We start from the raw sequence: 20,268 nt of genomic DNA on the forward strand, positions 1-20,268 counted from the left end.
TTTTTCCCATGATTGATAAAATAATGGCTTCACCACAGCGCGCACTCATCACGCTAGGATCTGCATGGATACTTGCTATCATTCACCAGTATTTGTTCTATGACAATGAGATTGGCGTATCGTATCCCATCTTTGTAATTCTCTTTTATAGCTTCATGTATCTGTTTGCTCGGGACAGCATGAGGTCTTTCCAGTGGATTGATGCATTTGTGGCGGGTGTTGTACTGTTGCTTTCCTTAACGTTCCTGTTATATGACAATGAACTATTGCGTGTTCTTAATTTTCTGTCTGTACCTGGTCTTATTATTTTACATATGACGTATCTGATGGGCAGGAAACAGAGGCAGTGGTGGGAGATCGGTTTAATTGGAACGGCTATTGACCATGTGCTGCCACAGACCATACGTCACTGGGGAACCGTTGCGGCCATTGCCGTGAAAGCAGGAGGACGTGGCATGGGCAAATCACAGAAAACGGTTGTTTTCAAAGTGCTTATTGGCCTTGTGGCATCTCTGCCCATCCTTATTGTAGTCATCGCGTTGTTGTCGTCAGCTGACGGGGTTTTCGATCAGTACTTATCCGGTTTTCCAGAGTGGTTGAATCAACTGGCTTTTACGCCTGGATTGCCTAGAATGATCTGGGTGTTCATCGCAGGTATACTGTTTTTCGGTTATGTATGGGGATTCGTGCAGCCGATGCAATATGAGGCAGACAAGAGAGCGAACGCACATTGGAAAAATGGAGCAGTACCCACGGTTGATAAGCGTGATCACACCTATATATTCTCTCCTGTGGACCCTGTCACTAAAGGTCAGGTTACGAATAAAAACACACCCGAGACGTTACACACTCCGACTCATCGGGAACCATTCAGATTAGACCCCATCATTGTGGGGACGATGCTGATTGTTATCAACTGCGTGTACGTTCTGTTTGTGCTCGTACAATTTTCGTACCTGTTTGGTGCGGGTGAGGGGCATCTCCCGGTGGATCTGTCCTACGCAGAGTATGCGAGAAGTGGATTCGCAGAATTGGTTCTTGTCACGGGGATTAACTTTTTTATCCTTATTATTGCTTTGCAGTATACCCGTCCGAGTGGCAAAGCGGGGTTAATCCTGCATCAAGTGCTCCTTCTGATTCTGGTCAGTTGTTCAGCAATCATGCTGTATTCCGCGTTCATGCGTCTTAATCTCTATGAGCAGGCGTATGGATATACGTATATCCGCTTCCTGGTACACGCATTCATGATCTTTCTGGTACTTTTGTTGCTGATCGCTGGTCTTCGTATACGCTACACGTCGATTCCGCTGATCCGCTGCTATATTGTACTGGCGCTCACTGCCTATGTTGCGGTCAATTATGTGGGCATGGATAACCGGATTGCCGAACTGAACATAGAACGTTATCATCAGACTGGCAATATTGATGCATCCTACCTGGCAAGTCTATCGACAGATGCAACTCCGCTACTTCGAGAGTTTGCTCTGAAGGAGTACCCGGATCTCAAGAGAGAAATGCTGGAACGTCAAGCCTACTTGGACATGTACTCATCAGAACGTTCCTGGCCTTCTTATAATGTAGCGAGACACAGAGCCGAGATAGAATTGTCCAAATTGAGAACAGAATAGATGAATAATCGCTGTTTTCAAGCACGGTTTTATGCAAAAACAATATGTAAGTGTTATAATATAAAAACTAACCTATAAAGGGGGTGAATCCCTTGTTTGAACTTCAGGAACTATTACCGTATTTATTCTCGATTGGACTCATCTTCACCGTCAGTTATGCCTATATCGCCCATCTTCACTGTGGCATGACAGAGTATTGGATGGAAGGTAGCGCCGGTGGTGGACTTGAACCAGTACTTCCCGCTTTGAGTTTGGACAGACAACACAGACAGGAAGTCTGGAGCCGCATGATCAGACGAAGAGAAGCGCCTGATGAAGATGATTCAGATTGTCATTCCTCGTTGAACGATTGGTCAACAAATCAACGAGGAGGATATATATGGAAAACAAGACCAACAAGGGATTCACTTTTAGATCGGGCAAGGGACGGTTCTATGGCCTGATTGCTATATTTTTTGCAGTCATGCTGCTTGCCGGATGCAGCAACAACGTGTCGGAGATTACTTCATCGACACCGGGATTTTTTAATCACTATATCGTATTTCCACTATCGTACCTGATTCAGCACATTGCCACCATATTTAGTGGAAGCTACGGGATCGCAATTATTGTAATTACGCTTGTCATTCGTCTAGCACTGTTGCCTTTGATGATGCGTCAAGCCAAGTCCCAGCAGGGGACCCGAGTCATCATGAACGCCATGAAACCCGAGATGGATGCGCTCAAGAAAAAATATGAAGGCAAAAATGACCCTGCGGATAAGCAAAAGCTGTCACAGGAAACGATGGAACTATACAAGAAACATAAGTTTAATCCGCTGAATATCGGTTGTTTGCCGATGCTCATTCAGTTGCCAATTCTGTCCGGGATTTACACAGCCATCCGACTTACACCGGAACTGTCCTCCCATTCGTTTCTATGGTTCAAACTGGGAGCGCCGGACTATGTACTCGCAGTGGTGGTCGCGGTCATATATCTGATTCAAGCCAAGGTATCACAAGCCAATATGGCGCCTGAGCAGCGAAAACAGTTTGCCATTATGGGTTATCTCTCCCCGTTGATGATGGCATTCTTTTCTCTTACAGCTCCGGCAGCGATGCCGCTCTACTGGACAGTTGGGGGTTCATTCCTGGTACTACAGACGTTATTGTTCCGCAAAATGTACCCGATAGAACACCCACAGGAGCCTGTGGTTGTGGAAGTGAGTAAGAAAAAGAATAAAAAAACGGGCTCGTCCAAATCTTCTCCGAAACCTGCAAAGTCGTAAGAAAATCGGTCGAATGTGACTAGGGAAACATGCGAATACGGAAACTTGTTGAACACGGAAAACATGATGAAGAAGCCTGATCCATATGGATCAGGCTTCTTTTTGTGTTGAGAGCAGACATTCCTGTGCCGAAAGAGGGCAGAAACATCTATGATAGCGAAGTCATGCATTTAAATAAGCATGCCAACTGGATGATTTGAAAGATATCTTAACAAGTTGAATGATTTTGCAATGGACGAAGCTTGTGAATTCCTGCAATGATATAGAAAATAACGATCCATCAATCAAACGAAGTGAATGCCACACAAGTCTACGACATGAAGGAGGAGTGTACATGGCATCTCGGCCAAAGCTCGGCTTGAAAAACCAGGCCAAGTGTATTGTAATGTTTATTCTAATCATTAGTTTGGTTGCAATGGCTTATCCTTATCCGGTATCAGGTGAGGCGTCTGTGAATGAGAATACGTCAGCAGAATATCTGCCAACGATTTATGAGGAAATTGATGCAAGCGGTTTCAAACATCCGGGAATTGGGCTCACCAAGGACATTCTTGAGAATATGCGCACACAGGTGCTGGCAAAGCAAGAGCCGTGGTACAGTTATTTCAATCGAATGTCAGATTCTCCAACTGCATCCAGGAACGTTATGTCCAGCAATCAGAGCAGTGCGGATCCGACAAAGCCTGGCAGCGTGGATTTTAACAGTCAATCCTTTAACTCCAAATTTATTGCGGACAGCTTAAAGGCCTACACGCAGGCCATCATGTATTATGTAACTGGGGAAGAGGTGTACAGGGCTAACGCGATGGCCATCATTCGAATCTGGTCTCAGATGGACCCCGCCAAATACACCTATTTCATTGATTCGCACATTCACACTGGAATTCCACTGAATCGCATGGTGACAGCAGCAGAGATTTTAAGATATACGAGCAGCACAACGCAAGACCTGGAGTGGACGGACCAGGACACAACCGATTTTAGCAAAAATCTCATCTATCCGGTCATTGATACATTCCAGCATCATAACGGGTATTTTATGAACCAGCATCTGTACCCGCTCCTTGGAGCGATGTCGGGGTATATATTTACAGGAAACCGTGATCGTTACAATGAGGGTGTGGAATGGTTTACCGTGAACGAGACCGCTGTGGATCAAGGGCAGAATGGCTCGATCAAGCAGTTGTTTCGATGGGTGGACACTAATATTGTGACAGGTGAAGCAGTGGTTCCACCGAGAGTGCAACATGTGGAGATGGGCAGGGATCAGGCCCATGGCGCTGGGGATCTCACCAATGTGGAGATCTTGGCCCGCCTGTTGGAAGCACAGGAAACCAAAGTCGATCCAGTCGCAGGAACGGTGTCCACTGCGGAGAATGCGGTTAATGCCTACGAATATCTGGATCATAGGATATTGAAAGCGGCCGATTATTTTGCACAGTTCATGCTGGGCCATGATACGCCATGGACACCGGTGGCGGCTCATACGGATGCCGATGGCAATCCGACCATTATCTATAAAGAGCTGGCTGAAGGGTACAGAGGACGTATTGGCGGCAACGTATATGGTCTCTACTATTATTACAAATATGCGGGAGGCCTAGATATGGAAGAGGAAGCCCCATACTATGCCGATATGTTTAAGAAGCGACTGCCTTTCTATTGGGAATCTCCGGATGGAGGCGCCGATTATTGGATGTTTATCCCCGAAGAAGCAGCAACTGAGGGAGCAACAACACTTCCAAAAGTATCGACGAATGCGGATTGGAATGAAATTGAACACCGGGCTACAAGCCTGGATTCACATTCCGAGATAAAACAAGAGGGTGAAACATCCTTTGTAGAGATTACAGCCACGGAAGAGGGGAGTCGATTCTCCGTCGTCAGCACCAGCACTCCCGTCAAAACCATAGGTCTGCGGATTCGGACGAATGGTACAGCTAAACTCGTGATCAATGGGTGGCATGATGCTCCTTTGATTTTGCCGGATACCAAGGGGCAGTGGAAATATGTATCCTATACCATGCACAACCTGCGAGGTCTAAGTGATTTGACGTATTTCAAAATTCAGGGAGCGGGCACTGTAGTGGATATGGATCACATACATCTAAAAGCGGGTGAACAGCTGACGCCACCTGTCTTTAACGATAGCGAAACCTCTCTTGATTTGTATACGTATGTCGGGTCAAATGCAGCATTGCAGTACGATTTTACTGCCACGGATGCAGGTGCAGGTGACAGCGTCACCTACCAGTTTAATCATAAGCCTGAGGGCGCTGCGTTTGACGAAAGTACAGGTGCTTTTTCGTGGAAGCCGGAGCAGGTCGGCACCTATTCCATAGTGGTAGAAGCGACGGATGGGACCACCATCACTGCGAAAGAAGTCAGGGTCATCGTGAGTGCTGACCGTTCGTCTGCCGTTGCCGCAGTGATTGCTGCCTATAACCCGGAAACCAGCTATGTATCGGCGAGTTTAACACACTACAATAGCATATATGCTGATGTCATGGACGTAATAGCAACGGCTTCAGATGATGGGTTTTTGCAAAAGCTGGTGGAGTTGAGAGCTGCGGTAGTTGGTCTTCAAGAATTAACACCACAGCTTCAGGATGGAAGTATGGACTATTCCCATATGCTGGCTGCCGCAACCTTCTACAACGAAACGCTGAATTTATTGGATAATTACGCGGGGAGCTTTGCATTTTACGGTAACGCCGTCAATTTGACACACACCATGGATTTTGGACCGGATTATAAAGTGACTGCGGATGCTTTCTCCCTTCAGGTAAGGGCAAGCTTCCCCGAGCGGATCGGCGGTACTGCGATTTTTGGCTCTAATGATAATGAAACATGGACACGGCTAACGCCAGGGTTGACCGTCGTATCTGAAGATATGCAGACACTTGAAGTTAGCGAAGATCACAGAAATACGCCTTTCCGTTTCTTCAAGATTCAGATGATTGAGCCATCCAGTACGATGCTGGAGTTGTCCGAATTCAGAATATTTGGAGAACGCCATGAAACGAATAATAAACTTCAATCACTCTCAATAAGCTCTCCCCAGAGCGTACAGAATCGCGTTGATGCAGGCAATACGGTAATTCTGACCTTTGAATCCAGTGAGCCGATTCATGATGTGCAGGCAGTGATTCAAGGTCATGAGGCAATCGTGCATTCGATGGATCAACTGAACTGGACGGCATCTGCGGTCATGGATAATCTTGCGCCTACAGGTCCTATTCGGTTTGCCATCGATTATAAGACAGCTAATGGACTGTCCGCAGGTCCTGCTATCTTCACGACGGATCAATCTTCGCTGTACTTGGTGAACCAATCCAAGCTCCTCGATGTAACCAGGCTGGCCACCGTAACAGCTTCAGATAAACAGTATGGTACAGGCGGACTGAGCAAGGAACAGGTAGGGTATCTATTGTTCGATGGCAATACGGGGACTTTCGGCGACTTGGCAACTGGTGCCGGAGCCTACTATACGTTGGACTTTGGACCAGATGTATCTGTAACGCTGAACGATATAATGCTAATGCCCAGAGCCTCCTATCCCGCAAGAATGAACGGAGTGGTCCTGCAAGGTTCGAACGACAATAACAGCTGGACGAACTTGATTGCAGCCGTCACAGGAACAGCAGAAGGCAAGTGGACTTACATTGGCGGGGACAAAATAATCGATCATGATGCTTACCGATACCTGAGAATTTACAACAACGCTGCATGGAACGGCAATTTGGCAGAAGTGGAATTGTACGGAAAATATGATATTCGCAGCATCGATTCCAAGGTAGTTAGCCCCGATGGATATACGAAGGGAAGCTATTACCAATACATGCAAGAGGTTGAGCGCATTCGAGAACTCTTCAACAATCCTGCATCTGATCGGCCCGCTTTGCTGGAGGAGTTGTACCAGGCTCAAGAGCAGCTTGTCTCTCTATCTACCCTGCCTGCACAGAAGATTACCGTAACGCCTTCCATGGTGACGGCCTCCACGCCAGTCTATCAGAACAAGGGGACCAAAGAGCAGAATGGTTGGCGTGCCGTGGACAGTAATGTGGATACGTTTACCGATACGATGGATGCTGTAGCCTGGATTGATATTGATTTGGGAGAAAATCAGACCGAGTCATTGTCGAGCTTCAAGTTTTATCCGAGAAATGGTAAGGCTTCAGAAATTACGCGTGTTAACGGAGCTATTCTGCAGGGTTCTAACGATGGCACGCATTACACCGATTTGTATACCATCAGTGGGATCAGTAGCGTCCAATGGCATACGGCTTCGATTACCAACGATACAGCGTTCCGTTATCTGAGGTATTATTCACCGGGCGGTTATGCCAACGTGGCGGAACTGGAATTGTACAGCAAGCCCACAGACCCGACACTGCTAGTCATGCTACTGGAACAAGCGGACACCTTACAGGAAGAAATCTATGATGATGCTGGGGTTACCGCCATGTTGGCGGCCAAATCACTGGCCACGGAAATAGCGGAAGATGCTGATAGCACCCAAACACAGATTGATTCCGCAGCTAATGAGTTGCTTCAGGCAATACAGGCATTGGTTATCACGACGGAAACGAACGAAGAAGGATGAAAGGAGTTGCTGGTGCGGGATGAATAAAACGTTGATTGTTACCATGGTGTTCAGTCTTTGTATGGGGATGCTCGGATTTGGTTTTGCGGCAAAGGCAGAAGCAGCAGCTGAATTCACGCACCCTGGTCTTCTGCATACACAGGCAGATTTCAACCGCATGCAGCAGATGGTAGGTACAGGTGCGCAGCCTTATCTGGATGGATGGAATCAGCTGCTGAACAGCCCGCTTTCACAGTCTGGTTGGACTCCGGGTGCGACAGCTACAATTGTTCGAGGGGGGACAGGCGACAATGTAGCCTTGTTGTATAACGATATTGCGCGTGCATATCAGAATGCTTTACGATGGAAAATCAGTGGTAGTACGGCTAACGGCGATACCGCACGTGACATTCTGAATGCATGGTCAGGGACGCTAACGACACTCACCGGTAATGCTGACCGTTATTTGGCTTCCGGGTTGTACGGATATCAGATGGCTAACGCAGCAGAGATCATGCGGGATTATCCCGGATTCAATGTGACACAGATGCAAAATATGCTGTTGAATGTATTTTACAAGCCTCTTAATGAACGCTTTCTTATTGGCAATGAATTCGGCGGAGATCACAACGACGCCTATATCCAGAATTACTGGGCGAATTGGGATCTGAGTAACATGGCGGCTACGGTTGCGATTGGTATTTTCTGTGACCGCCGTGACATCTATGAAGTGGGAATTGAATATTTGAAGCACGGTAGCGGAAACGGCTCCATCTATAACGCAATTCCTTTCCTGCATCCGAACGGGCTTGCACAATGGCAGGAATCCGGACGTGATCAGGCACACACGATATTAGGGATTGGATTGATGGGTGCAATCAATGAAATGGCATGGAATCAAGGGGAAGATCTGTATGGATGAGCGAACAATCGTTTCCTGCGCGCTGCCGAATACGTTGCCAAGTATAACAATGGAGAGGATAATGTCCCTTTTGCGACCTATGAATGGGGCTCTGGAACGAACGGCGCTGTTCAGACCCAGACTGTGATTTCGAGTGCGAGCCGTAATGAGTACCGTCCGGTTTGGGAGATGATCTATAACCACTATGCACAACGCAAGGGGCTATCTGTACCTAACATTGCTGCTCGTGCCAATCTGATGAGACCTGAGGCAGGCCCGAACACTGCCTATCCTTCAACGTTTGATCAACTTGGATTTGGAACACTTCTTTATACCAGGCCAGCGGGGAGTGGTGGTTCAGCCACACTTCCCAATGGGAATATAGCTAATGGCACGTACCGATTTACTGTGCGTCTTGATGGCAAAGTGATGGAAGCAGCCGGTACTTCAAGCGGTGCACAAGTTCGAAAATCGACTTATACCGGGGGAACCCATCAAAAGTGGAACATGACTCATCTTGGCGGTGGACAATACAGTATCAAAAATGTACAGAGCGGGCTTTCGCTGGATGTAGCAAGCGGTGTTTTGAGTCATGGGGCCAACTTTCAATTGTGGAGCAATAATGGCGGTGATAATCAGAGGTTTGCCTTCATTCCTACAGGGCAGGGTTATTATCGAATCACTCCTGTGCATTCGAACAAACCCGCTGACGTGGCGAATGCATCTTCGGCAGAAGGAGCTCTGATTCAGCAATGGAGATATTTGTTAAGTAGTAACCAGCAGTGGAAGCTCGAACCATCCTAATAATACATTTTGACGAATCTGCTTGTCTGCAAGAAATCACGTGTTCAATGTTTATGTCCCGAAGTTCCTATACACGGAGGCTTTGGGGCATTTTTTTGCTTTGTTTTGTACCAGATAAGTGCAGGTCCGGGACAGGGTTGAAAGAAATTAGAATAAAGTTAAAGATTTTATACTGGATTTTGGAGAATGATTTTGATAGCTTAAGCAATATGAATAACTATTGTTGATCTCATTTATGATAGCGCATACATTATTATGGGGACGGGATAGTGCACGATGAGCGAAGCTAAAGGGGATGGATGAAAATGCCTGAATACAGAAAAACCATCTTTATCAAATTTATTTTGTCATATACCGTTCTGTCCGTAGTTCTGATCGGCATTATGGGTGGGTATTGGTATACTCAGGCCAATGAAATGATGGAGGATGAGATTGCCAAAGACAATAAAAACCGCCTGGTTTCCGCCAAGGATTATATCGAGCAGACGATATTAAAGAAATATGAAGACAACCTGCAGAACAAAGCACTATCCATTCGGTTTATTCAGAATAACTTCAACTTGAATCTATTGTTAACGAAGAGTTGGGAGGGGAATTTGAGTCGAATTGCATCCTTTCGGCAGGAACTGGAATTCTACAGGATTGGAAATGAAGGGCTAACCAATGTTACCGTTTATTTTCCGGCCAATCATTATGTCGTGGATGCCAGCAACTTTCATATGAAGAGTGATACATCCGAAGATGCAGCTTTCATTATGAAGCTGAACGAAGTAAAACCTAAAGAATGGCTGTTTCGGACCTTGGCGGATGGAAGCAAGGTGATGACCTATGTGATTAAACTGCCATACGAGACACCTGGCGTGCCAACCATGGGTTATTTCTTTATGGATGTAGGGGTGGAATATCTGCAGACGGCGGCTTCCCGAATTTTGAGTTCTCCGGCAGATCAGTTGTATATTTTCGACTCTTCCGGTAAAGAGCTTCTTCACACGGGGGATTATAATGAGGCTCTCGGTGGTCTATTGCAGAATACCATTCACAACCGCCAAAGCGGAGAACAGATTATAGAAGGAGCAGAAGGTAAAGCCGTTCTGTCTTATCTGGAATCAGCGAACTCCCAGCAGGATTGGACTTATGCCATGTATCGTCCGATGAACTCGTTTGTCCTGTCCTCTGAACAGTTGAAAAACAGTCTCGTAATTAGTTGCGGCGTAGTTGTTCTATTTGGTTTGCTACTATCGTTCTTTTTCTCCAAACAACTCTACATTCCGGTAAAGAGACTGATGATGCAGATCAAAGGTTTACATACATCAAGTGCTGTCACGTCCTTAGGTAATGAGTACGCTTTTATCGGTAGCACCTTTCATCTGATGGAGGAAAAGATCGTAAACCTCGAAACCCAAGCCAGAAAAAATGATTTGAAAAACCTTTTGCTTGGCGTGAGCCTGGAGATCGAAGCGGAACAGTTCATTCAACCGGGATATCACTATTGCACCGTCTATCTCCGGATTCCGAAGGAAGGCAGTGCAGGTCTGAAGATGCGTTATGAAAAGATGAATCGGTCTTTACACAGCATCTTCGTTCCATTGAATGAGAATGAGGCAGCTATCATTTATTTTATTTCTCCTGATGAGCAGGACGCAGAAGACCGTATTATGGCCGATTTGCTGGAAGCTCAGCATTCTGCTGAGCAGGATTCCCGGTTTGGCGCGGCTATTGGGAGTAGGGTAGACCATCCAGAAGCGCTCGCCGATTCTTATCAGATGGCCAAGCAGGCAAGCAGATATCATTTTTTATATGGAAAAGATTCTATCGTTACGTATTCCAGAGTTCTGGAAATGAGTACAGCGCCTTATCTGTTTCAATACGATCATTTCAAAAATGCATTACAGGCAGGAGATCAGGAGGCGGTTGCTGATTTCATTAATCATTTTCTGGAGGTTCTTCAGGATGGTCATATGCAGATCGAGACTGCGGAGCTCGCTGTGCTGCAATTAATGATGCAATTGTATCAATCGGTGCTTGAGTTGAAGTTACAGCACTTTCTGCCGCATTCCAATATCTTTGATGAATTGAAAAAGGATACGCTGATCGATACTGTTGAAGGGGTACGTAGACTCTGCATACAGATTACGGAACATTTAAAGTATGCCGGTAACCATGCACATATGGATGTGATTCGTACGTTGAAGGTGTATATTGCAGATCATCTGCATGAAGAGTTATCCCTGCAGATCCTCTCGGAGGAGGTTTCACTCGCCCCTGCTTATATTTCTACACTTTTCAGTGAAGGAACCAAAGAATCTTTTACGGAATATGTAACTCGGTTGCGGTTGGAAAAAGCTGCGGATCTGCTGCGTTATCAGCCACGTCTCTCGGTGTCGGTTATTGCAACGCAAGTCGGATACCGGAATCCTCAGTATTTTCACAGCAAATTCAAATCACGGTACGGCGTAACGCCTGTACAGTATCGGAATTCACAGCTGGCAGCGCTGGATTCAATCACTCTGGATAAGGAATAGCACGAGCAAGTATGGAGGTAGAAGGTAAGGTGAATATGACTGTTGTTTGGAGCATCTAACGAATGTTACCCAAGCAGCGGTCATTTTTTATGAATTCTATAGATTTTATAAGAAACCGTGAAAGAATTTATAAGGAATCGAATGAACTTGCAATAGAAAAAGCGCTTACATAATTCTAAGATTGAAGTGTGACTTGAGGAATTTTGGATGGTTGGAAAGGAGCAGTTATGATGAACCCGGTGCACAATCCGGAAGTGGACGGCAAAAAGAATATATTTAATGGACAGCCGTCAAAATGGGCAGCAACTTGGAGGGAATACAAGAAGTGCAGATATCTGTTTCTGCTGCTTGCTCCGGTGATGATTTGGTACGCGGTCTTTGCATACGGCCCAATGTACGGTATTCAACTGGCCTTCAAAGATTTCAGGATTATGGATGGAATCTGGGGCAGCCCGTGGGTGGGCTTCAAGCATTTCGAGTTTTTGTTCTTTCAATCTCCTGACTTCTTGAGGATTCTGAAGAATACGATCGTCATCAGTTTTTTGCATATTTTGTTTGGATTCCCGGCGCCGATTATACTCGCGCTGCTGATTAATGAGATCCGGTCAGGTGCCTTCAAAAGGGTAGCACAGTCGTTGACCTATCTGCCGCATTTTTTCTCCTGGGTTATTCTCTCTGGGATATTAATTACACTGTTATCTCCATCGTCTGGTGTAGTCAATTACCTGCTCCAGCTTGTGGGATTGGAGTCGGTCTATTTTCTGGGAGATCCGAATCATTTCCGGTCAACACTGGTCATTTCGGCGATCTGGAAAGAAGTCGGCTGGGGCACGATTATATATTTGGCTGCGCTTGCAGGTGTACAACCCGAAATGTATGAGGCTGCTGTGATGGACGGAGCGAGTCGCTGGAGGCAGACCCTCAGTATTACGCTTCCGACAATTATGCCGGTCATTGTACTGATGTTTATTCTGCGCATTGGCAATGTACTCGATGCTGGCTTTGACCAGATTTTGAACCTTTACTCACCTGCGACTTATAGTGTGGCGGATATTCTGGACACCTATGTCTACAGGGTAGGCTTGCAGAATTTCCAGTTCAGCTTGACGACAGCCGTCGGTTTGTTCAAGAATGTGATTGCTTTTGCGCTGGTACTGGCAACGAACTATATGGCTAAAAGGTTTGGACAGCAGGGGCTCTTCTAAACAGAATAACCAGATTGGAGGACAAGGCAGTGAAGCATAGCAGGGGCAGTAACCTTTTTCAGGCTTCTTTGATTACGTTCATGATTATCTTGTGTATTGTCATGCTGTATCCGTTTGTCCATATGCTTTCGATTTCGTTCAGTACGCCGGCAGAAGCATTGAGGTTGGGTATCCATCTGTATCCACAGCAGGTATCATTTTTTGCCTGGGAGAAGGTACTGGGCAACCAGGATATCTGGATGGGGTTTGGAAACACGGTTTTTCGTACCGTGGTGGGGACCGTTTGCTCGATCCTGTTCATGTCGTTTGGGGCCTATCCGCTATCCCGCAAATACTTGCCGCATCGCAATGTGTATACAATGTTAATTGTGTTCACGATGTTCTTTAGCGGGGGGATGATCCCTTCCTATTTCCTGATCAAATCGCTTGGGCTGCTGGATTCGCGGCTGGTGTACATTATCCCGGGACTTATCAGTACGTTCTCCATGCTGATTCTGCGAAATTTCTTTCAGAACATACCTGATGAGCTGGAGGATTCAGCCAAAATCGACGGGGCGAACGATCTGCGTATTCTGTTTCAGCTGGTTCTCCCGTTATCAATGCCTGTTATCGCCACGTTATCGCTATGGTCTGCGGTAGGGCATTGGAATGCATGGTTTGACGCTGTGTTATATATTCAGGACCCTTCCAAGCAAGTGCTTCAGACGTTCTTGAGACGAGTGGTAATCACAGGAGAGAATCTATCCATGTTCGCGGCAGATGTTAAGGGTTCGGAATTGGGTTATCAGGAACCGATTAAAGCCGCTACACTGATGTTTACGGCGCTGCCCATTATTATTGTGTATCCATTTCTGCAAAAGTATTTCGTAAAAGGAACGATGGTTGGTTCGCTCAAAGGATAACACGGATTCATTCAAGCTGCCTCAGGGCGTCTTGATTCAAATATGCGAATAGTTAGATCAAAAGGGAGGAATTCAGAGATGAAACAAAAGAGATTCATTACCGGTATGTTGGGCCTAGTGATGTCGGCTTCATTACTTATAAGCGGTTGCAGTGGTGGTGCGACTACTGATAACAGTACAGGGGAAACTTCAGATGGAGCTAATGAAAAGCCAATTGAAATTTCAATCGCAAACAACTGGAATATCCCTAAAGCTGATAACAATTACGTCCAGAAGTTTCTGGAAGAGAAATTTAATGTGAAGTTCAAGAATATCTCCTTCGAAACAGCAACCTGGAAAGAACAATTCAACGTCATGCTGGCTTCCGGCCAGATCCCGGACATTATTTCCGTAGACGGCACCGTAGGCGATGTGGTGCAATGGGCGGATCAAGGTATCCTTGCGAGTGTATCCCAAGAGGAGATTAAGCAATATATGCCTAAATACACGGCGGACGTGGAGAGCGTTGATCCAAATGCATGGGACCCAGGTACATACAACGGCAAGAACTGGGGTGTTCCCAAGGCATGGGGGGAAGGTGCAACTGGTTTTATTCCCGCATACAACGGACAATGGCTAAAAGTTATTGGCTACAATGAACCGCCAAAGGATCTTGCGGAGCTTGAGGATGTACTGACCAAATTCATGAATAATGACCCGGACGGCAACGGTAAAAAGGATACGTACGGTTTGACCGGACGAGGCAAGGATGCCCAGGCACAACTGTTCAATACGGTGTTCGCAGCTTACGGAGTAGCACCATACCAGTTCAAACTGGACGCGAATGGCAAAGTAACTTATGGCGCAATTACAGAGGAAGCTCGCAATGCGCTGAAACTGTTAAATGAATGGTATAAGGCGGGCATTATTGATCCCGAATTCATCACTGATGGCAATAGCGAGATTCAAACCAAATTTGTCAGTCTGCGTACCGGAATCATTGAAACCGGAATGTGGCACCATCTGTATGATGATGGATACTTTGGCCTGATCTCCAAGGATAAAGGCATTGAACTTGTTCCTGGAGTTCCATTCTCTGGGCCGGACGGCAAGAAGTATGCGATGGCGAACGGAGCCTTGCAGCCACCTTTGTTGTTTGGAGCACAGCTTGAGAAGGATGAAGCCAAACGAATTAAAATTTTGCAGATTCTGGAGTATGTCACGACCGATACGGAAGGCTACTTGACAACAGTGTTTGGCGAAAAAGGAAACTCCTATAACCTGGAAGGTGAGTTGGCAGTCGTTACGGAAGCAGCAGCAGGTACGGAATTAATGAGTGAACTGGGTGCAGGTTTCTATAATCCATTCGGTGCCAAAGTGAGCTCCATGATGAAGCATCACTATTCTCCTGAAAAGCTGGCTTTCAAAGAAAAGTTGACGAATGTGGAAGGTGTAACCGTACTGAGTGATCTGATGCAGTCGACGGTGATGAAGACCAAAGCTCAATATGAGGCCATTTTGAACACACTACAGGCTCAATATTATATTAAAGCGATCTCTGGAGAAGCGAATACAGATAAAGATTTTGATGATTTCCGATCACAGTGGCTGAACTCGGGAGGACAGGCGGAACTGGATGAGGCCCAACAGATTTATGAGGAACGCAGTAAATAAAAATGACTTTCAGGGATGAAGGCAAGATCGTTAGCAGATGAACCTGGGAACGGTGCTCATCTGCTAACCGGTTCATCTCTAGGGATGGAGGAGAACGGATATGCAAACTGTAAATACCGGTTTAGTGGTTTATCCAGCCCCGACGGGTGCCGTAGTCAACCCGGACTTCACCGTGAGTGTCCGCAAGCCGCATGGGGAGTGGCAGCCCTTGTTCAGCTACAATGTGAAGGTCGATATGCATGACGTCCGCAATGCATCGATGGTGACGTTTGATTGTTCTGGACCGGTGGAACTGGAGATTGTAAAGAATGAAGGGAGTGTTCAGGTGGCGATCATCCGCCCAATCTCAACAGGATTAAGCTGTGAGTGGAAAGCAAACCGTATGTTGCTTCATCTGGAGGGTCCGCAGCAGCTATCCTTGGAAGTGAACGGAGATCGATTCCACAATCTGCACATTTTTGCTAATGCTCTGGAGCAGGATGTCCCGCAAGTTTCGGATGATGGTGTCCTGCCGCTTGAACCAGGGTTGCATAACACGGCAGATATTCTGGGGAAAGATGTGAGTTCAGCAGTAAGATCCAAAGTGATATATTTTCAACCCGGTATCCATCATTTCGATACGTCCCGTTTAGAGGTACCTTCGAATACTATGATCTATATCGCCGGAGGCGCAGTAATCTATGGAGGATTTATTTGTAGCCGCGTGGAGGACGTGGTCATTCGTGGCAGAGGAATTCTGTACCTTTCTGATTTTGAGAAAACGACCTTTTATCGTGGGGTGGAGATCAGTTATGCCCGAAATGTATCCATTGAAGGTATCACGGTCATCGATCCGCCCCATTATACGGTCCTGATTGGTCAATCGGAGTCTATAGATATTTGTAACATCAAAACCTTTAGCACCCGGGGCTGGTCAGATGGCATTGACATGATGGCCTGTTCAGATGTGAACATCGACCGTGTATTTCTGCGTACTTCTGATGACTGTATTGCGATCTATGCTTCAAGGGATGAATATCGAGGCGATATCCGAAGGGTTCGTGTTACTCGTTCGATCTTGTGGGCAGATGTAGCGCACCCAGCCAATATAGGCACACATGGCAACTATGAAGGAGATGGAGATGTGATTGAGGATATTATATTCAGCGATATTGATATCCTAGAGCATCACGAACCACAGCCGGATTACTGGGGATGTCTTGCGATCAATGCCGGAGACAACAACACGGTACAGAACGTAGTGTATGAGAATATCCGCATTGAACCTTTCGAATTGGGTGAACTGTTCAATGTGAGAGTACTGCAAAACCCAAAATACAATCCTGCTCCGGGGAAACAGATCCGGGATATTCTTTTCAAAAATATTACGTATAACGGAAGTTGTCTGAATCCATCCCATATCGAAGGCTACGATGAAGCGCGGAAGGTAGAGAACGTGAGATTTGAGAATGTAACTGTTAATGGGGAACATTTCTCAATGGAGAGAGATGTTATTCTCGGACCTCATACTGATGAAGTGGAAGTGAAGCCAACATAAGTGTGATTTTGATCTGTCCAATGGAGCATTCGTACGCTTATCCGCTCACGGGGGAAATAAGCAAGCGACCCCAAAGCACAAGAATATCGTCGCTTAAGAAGTCGCCTGAATGGTGGCTTTTTTTGCTTTGGTAACCCAAGTGAGTTGGAACTGTAGAGTGAATTACTTACCTGTCAGGCTTTATATAGCAGGCTCATCCGACAGCTGGAAGCGAGATACGAAATACCAGATGAGCTCGCGACGTGAGGATACTTTGGTTTTGGCGAAAATGGATTTCAAATGATCCTGAACCGTGTACACAGATATATGCATCGCGGCAGAAATCTCTTTGGAAGAATAGCTGCGCAGTACATAACCGAGCAGTTCCCGTTCTCGACTGGATAATCCATGGCTTTCAGCGAGCAAGGGCAGCAAATCCTGCGGCATTGCCTGCTCCAGGCGGATGGCTATCTGGTCCGGTCCCGCGAGCTGTTGCATGAGACTGGCATGAAGTATGAGGTAACGCCCATCCGGAAGTTGGATGCAAACTTTGGAGGGTGAGTCGGGTGCACTCTGAGTACCCAAGACCTGTTCTGCCTGATTCTTGCGCTGCAAGTGGGAACTCACTGCACGTACCGGACGGGGCAGGACGTCTGGCCCTACATGTTCCAGCATACGTAACTGGGACAGCCAATAGTCAGCCGGGGCGTTCAAGGATGTGAATTGGAACGTATCCGTGGTGATCAGAAGGCCTGGTTCCTCGGGACTGCTGCTCGTGATCTCATCCATCAGTGTCAGACTGGTGGACCGCAGCATGGATGCAATAGAAGCGGTCCAGGTCTGAATCATCAGCCGTTCCTCCTCTGTAAAGACAGAGTTTTCTGCCTTTCGATACAGGGTCAGGTATCCCCAACAAGCGTCTCCATTAATCAATACAGCGCGCAGTTCATCACCGAACCCCGCTGGCTGAAGAATGTTGATATAACGTGGGCTTTGTTCAGGCTGTGCGTTCACGGATGTGTGGAGTGTAGCTGTATGTTCACCGCTGCGAATTAATTCAGCGTATTTATGTATATCTTCTTCCATGTATTCATTGATGAATAACCGATCATGAATGGCTTCAATGCCATCTTCTGTCACAGCTCCTGTGGAAAGCAGAGTCAGCGGATCAACGGTAGTGAAACAGTACGCATCGTAAGGTACAACCGTATGGATCTGCTTGAGAACTGCTTCCCGGTAGGTACGCGAGGTCCAAGTTCCTTTTTCAAGAGAAGTGATAAGTCTGTGGTTCCGATCAATACGTGACGTCAACAAGATATCTCCTCTCTCTATGCGTATATCCCATGGATCTGGGATTGTAGGCTCGGCTTATCCTTCTATAATGAAATTAGACGAACAACGAGTCAAGTCTAACTTCAATTCAAGAGGGGTGCAGTATCCATGAATCACAATCCATCACCGATGAGCTGGGAAACGGCAGATGTTCATCGCTACGAACAATCGATAGCCCTGAAAATTCCGGGTTATTCTCATATGCATGATCTAATGGAACGGCTGCTTGCAGCATCATTTGCGGATAACAACGATATCCATATACTTGTTGCCGGAGCGGGAGGGGGGAAAGAGATTGCTCTACTTGGAGCACGCCATGCTGAGTGGACATTGACTGGAGTAGATCCGTCACAACCTATGCTTCAACTTGCCGAGAGTCGAGTCGCAGAAGCGGGCATTGGCTCCAGAGTGAAGCTGCAACCTGTCACGGTTGAAGAATTGGCGGAGGATATTGTATATGATGGGGCGACAAGCATGCTCATGTTGCATTTCCTTCAGGGGATGGAGGCCAAGAGAACGTTTCTTACCAGTCTTGCAGCAAGACTCAAACCGGGTGCCCCACTGATCATTGCGGCTGTTAATGCCGATCTTCGTTCAACTGCGCATCCAATCATGATGCAAGCTTGGAAGGATCACATGTTGAGTGTGGGCGTCCTTCCTGAAGAGTGGGAGCGCTTTGCTGCTTCCCTCGGCCATGAATCCGATCCCATATGCTCTGAAGAGATGACTCAGCTACTGACCGAATGCGGTTTCTCACATATTACACGTTACTTCGGGGCGTTCTGGGTGGAGGGGTATTATGCAATTCGAAACTAATGTGAAGCCTATGAAAGATCAGATCTGGGTGGTTGGCGGTTATGGTCAAGTGGGGCAGATGATATGTACGCAACTGGGGAAATTGTTCCCGGGTAAAGTATGGGCTGCGGGTACACGCATGAATCGTGCGGAAGAATTCAGCAGGTCTACTGGTGGTGCTGTGCTACCACTTCAACTGGATGTAACACGACCAGTAGAGCCATCCATGTTAAGGCATGTGAAGCTGGTCATTATGTGCGTGGATCAGAGCGATACACGGTTTGTTGAAGCCTGCGCACAAGCCGGAGTCGATTATATTGATATTTCTGCAAAATATGATTTTCTCGCCCAGGTTGAACAACTGCACACCAAAATGCAACGTTCCCAATCGACCGCGATCCTCAGCGTTGGATTATCACCCGGAGTGACTAATCTGCTTGTACGTGAAGCGACGTTGCATATAGATCAGGTGGAGGAAGCAGATATTACCGTAATGCTGGGACTTGGAGAGAAACACGGGAAAGCTGCCGTGGAGTGGACCGTTGATCAGATGAATGCCACCTACAAAGTGATGCAAAAGGGCAAACCTGCTGAGGTACAAAGTTTTGGAGATGGCAAAAGGATTGATTTTGGAGCAGAACTGGGGAACCGGAAGGCATACCGATTTAACTTTTCGGATCAGCATGTGGTTGCTCGGACGTTACGTATTCCAACCGTATCTACCAGACTCTGTCTGGACTCCCGCTGGATTACAGGTTCCATGGCGCTTTCCAAAAGTATAGGATTGTTTTCCTTGCTCCGTATCTCGTCTATTCGGAATGGAACAGTCAAGGCATTTGGCCTTATTCCCGGAGGAGAGCCATTGTATGCGGTCAAGGTCGATGCCGTAGGATGGGAAAATGGTGAGCAAATCTGCGTCGAACAACTACTGGTTGGCGCAAAGGAAGCAGATGCAACAGCGGCCGTGGCAGTAGCCGTGGCGGAACGCGTATATAGAACAGAGTCAGAGTTACCTCATGGTGTATTTCATATTGAACAGTGTCTCTCTTTGCAGGACATTCAGGATGCACTTCCTACGCCGCTAAGCGTGACGACCACGATTACCTGAGTTCATATTCTTTTGTTAGGACCCTCCGATCTGCTATGATGGAACAATAA

General features: G+C 46.7%; 14 protein-coding genes. 13 read left to right on the top strand and 1 reads right to left on the bottom strand.

All coding sequences use genetic code 11. From position 1 onward, the window contains the following. Window positions 1-8: 8 nt before the first annotated feature. From WFI24_RS07775 to WFI24_RS07825, 11 genes are all read left to right on the top strand, one after another. A complete protein-coding gene (locus WFI24_RS07775; protein ID WP_336759799.1) occupies window positions 9-1,628 on the top strand; it encodes a DUF4153 domain-containing protein in 1,620 nt (539 codons plus the stop codon). A 92-nt stretch (window positions 1,629-1,720) separates the two neighbouring features. Next, window positions 1,721-2,071, top strand: coding sequence for a hypothetical protein (locus WFI24_RS07780; protein ID WP_336759800.1), 351 nt, complete (start codon window positions 1,721-1,723; stop codon window positions 2,069-2,071). Next, on the top strand, window positions 2,008-2,895 hold the full coding sequence (gene yidC, locus WFI24_RS07785; protein ID WP_336759801.1) for a membrane protein insertase YidC: 888 nt from the start codon (window positions 2,008-2,010) through the stop codon (window positions 2,893-2,895). The genes WFI24_RS07780 and yidC overlap by 64 nt, the downstream gene beginning before the upstream one ends. 334 nt (window positions 2,896-3,229) lie before the next feature. Further along, on the top strand, window positions 3,230-7,501 hold the full coding sequence (locus WFI24_RS07790) for a discoidin domain-containing protein (protein WP_336759802.1): 4,272 nt from the start codon (window positions 3,230-3,232) through the stop codon (window positions 7,499-7,501). Between the two features lie 19 nt (window positions 7,502-7,520). Beyond that, entirely contained in the window at window positions 7,521-8,402 is an 882-nt protein-coding gene (locus WFI24_RS07795) for an alginate lyase family protein (RefSeq protein WP_336759803.1), read from the top strand. A gap of 168 nt (window positions 8,403-8,570) precedes the next feature. Further along, window positions 8,571-9,185 carry an RICIN domain-containing protein gene (locus WFI24_RS07800; protein ID WP_336759804.1) on the top strand — a complete coding sequence of 205 codons (615 nt, stop codon included), beginning with the start codon at window positions 8,571-8,573 and terminating at the stop codon, window positions 9,183-9,185. 305 nt (window positions 9,186-9,490) lie between these two features. Beyond that, the gene (locus tag WFI24_RS07805; protein WP_336759805.1) at window positions 9,491-11,707 is read left to right on the top strand and encodes a helix-turn-helix domain-containing protein; all 2,217 of its coding nucleotides are present in this window, start codon (window positions 9,491-9,493) and stop codon (window positions 11,705-11,707) included. 227 nt (window positions 11,708-11,934) lie between these two features. Then, window positions 11,935-12,912, top strand: a complete 978-nt coding sequence (locus WFI24_RS07810; protein ID WP_336759806.1) for an ABC transporter permease — start codon at window positions 11,935-11,937, stop codon at window positions 12,910-12,912. Between the two features lie 29 nt (window positions 12,913-12,941). Beyond that, complete coding sequence (locus tag WFI24_RS07815; RefSeq protein WP_336759807.1) at window positions 12,942-13,814, top strand: carbohydrate ABC transporter permease; 873 nt, start codon at window positions 12,942-12,944, stop codon at window positions 13,812-13,814. 78 nt (window positions 13,815-13,892) lie between these two features. Further along, on the top strand, window positions 13,893-15,467 hold the full coding sequence (locus tag WFI24_RS07820; RefSeq protein ID WP_336759808.1) for an extracellular solute-binding protein: 1,575 nt from the start codon (window positions 13,893-13,895) through the stop codon (window positions 15,465-15,467). 100 nt (window positions 15,468-15,567) lie between these two features. Then, window positions 15,568-17,004, top strand: a complete 1,437-nt coding sequence (locus tag WFI24_RS07825) for a glycosyl hydrolase family 28 protein (RefSeq protein WP_336759809.1) — start codon at window positions 15,568-15,570, stop codon at window positions 17,002-17,004. Between the two features lie 180 nt (window positions 17,005-17,184). On the opposite strand, the gene WFI24_RS07830 is transcribed toward WFI24_RS07825, so the two are convergent. Then, entirely contained in the window at window positions 17,185-18,294 is a 1,110-nt protein-coding gene (locus tag WFI24_RS07830) for a helix-turn-helix transcriptional regulator (RefSeq protein WP_336759810.1), read from the bottom strand. Window positions 18,295-18,423: 129 nt separating this feature from the next. On the opposite strand from WFI24_RS07830, the gene WFI24_RS07835 reads away from it, so the two are divergent. Both WFI24_RS07835 and WFI24_RS07840 read left to right on the top strand, forming a co-directional pair. Next, window positions 18,424-19,131: a class I SAM-dependent methyltransferase gene (locus tag WFI24_RS07835; protein ID WP_336759811.1), complete on the top strand. Its 708-nt coding sequence runs from the start codon at window positions 18,424-18,426 to the stop codon at window positions 19,129-19,131. After that, a complete protein-coding gene (locus WFI24_RS07840; RefSeq protein WP_336759812.1) occupies window positions 19,115-20,218 on the top strand; it encodes a saccharopine dehydrogenase family protein in 1,104 nt (367 codons plus the stop codon). The genes WFI24_RS07835 and WFI24_RS07840 overlap by 17 nt, the downstream gene beginning before the upstream one ends. The last annotated feature ends 50 nt before the right edge of the window (window positions 20,219-20,268 follow it).

The organism is Paenibacillus sp. USHLN196 (assembly GCF_037144955.1).
GTDB classification, from domain to species: Bacteria; Bacillota; Bacilli; order Paenibacillales; family Paenibacillaceae; genus Paenibacillus; species Paenibacillus xylanexedens_C.

Excerpts from the sequence above, each read along its gene's own strand:
- WFI24_RS07790 (WP_336759802.1), top strand. The coding sequence starts at position 3,230 with ATGGCATCTCGGCCAAAGCTCGGCTTGAAAAACCAGGCCAAGTGTATT.
- WFI24_RS07820 (WP_336759808.1), top strand. The coding sequence starts at position 13,893 with ATGAAACAAAAGAGATTCATTACCGGTATGTTGGGCCTAGTGATGTCG.
- WFI24_RS07805 (WP_336759805.1), top strand. The coding sequence starts at position 9,491 with ATGCCTGAATACAGAAAAACCATCTTTATCAAATTTATTTTGTCATAT.
- WFI24_RS07800 (WP_336759804.1), top strand. The coding sequence starts at position 8,571 with ATGATCTATAACCACTATGCACAACGCAAGGGGCTATCTGTACCTAAC.
- WFI24_RS07835 (WP_336759811.1), top strand. The coding sequence starts at position 18,424 with ATGAATCACAATCCATCACCGATGAGCTGGGAAACGGCAGATGTTCAT.
- WFI24_RS07840 (WP_336759812.1), top strand. The coding sequence starts at position 19,115 with ATGCAATTCGAAACTAATGTGAAGCCTATGAAAGATCAGATCTGGGTG.
- yidC (WP_336759801.1), top strand. The coding sequence starts at position 2,008 with ATGGAAAACAAGACCAACAAGGGATTCACTTTTAGATCGGGCAAGGGA.
- WFI24_RS07825 (WP_336759809.1), top strand. The coding sequence starts at position 15,568 with ATGCAAACTGTAAATACCGGTTTAGTGGTTTATCCAGCCCCGACGGGT.
- WFI24_RS07775 (WP_336759799.1), top strand. The coding sequence starts at position 9 with ATGATTGATAAAATAATGGCTTCACCACAGCGCGCACTCATCACGCTA.
- WFI24_RS07795 (WP_336759803.1), top strand. The coding sequence starts at position 7,521 with ATGAATAAAACGTTGATTGTTACCATGGTGTTCAGTCTTTGTATGGGG.
- WFI24_RS07810 (WP_336759806.1), top strand. The coding sequence starts at position 11,935 with ATGATGAACCCGGTGCACAATCCGGAAGTGGACGGCAAAAAGAATATA.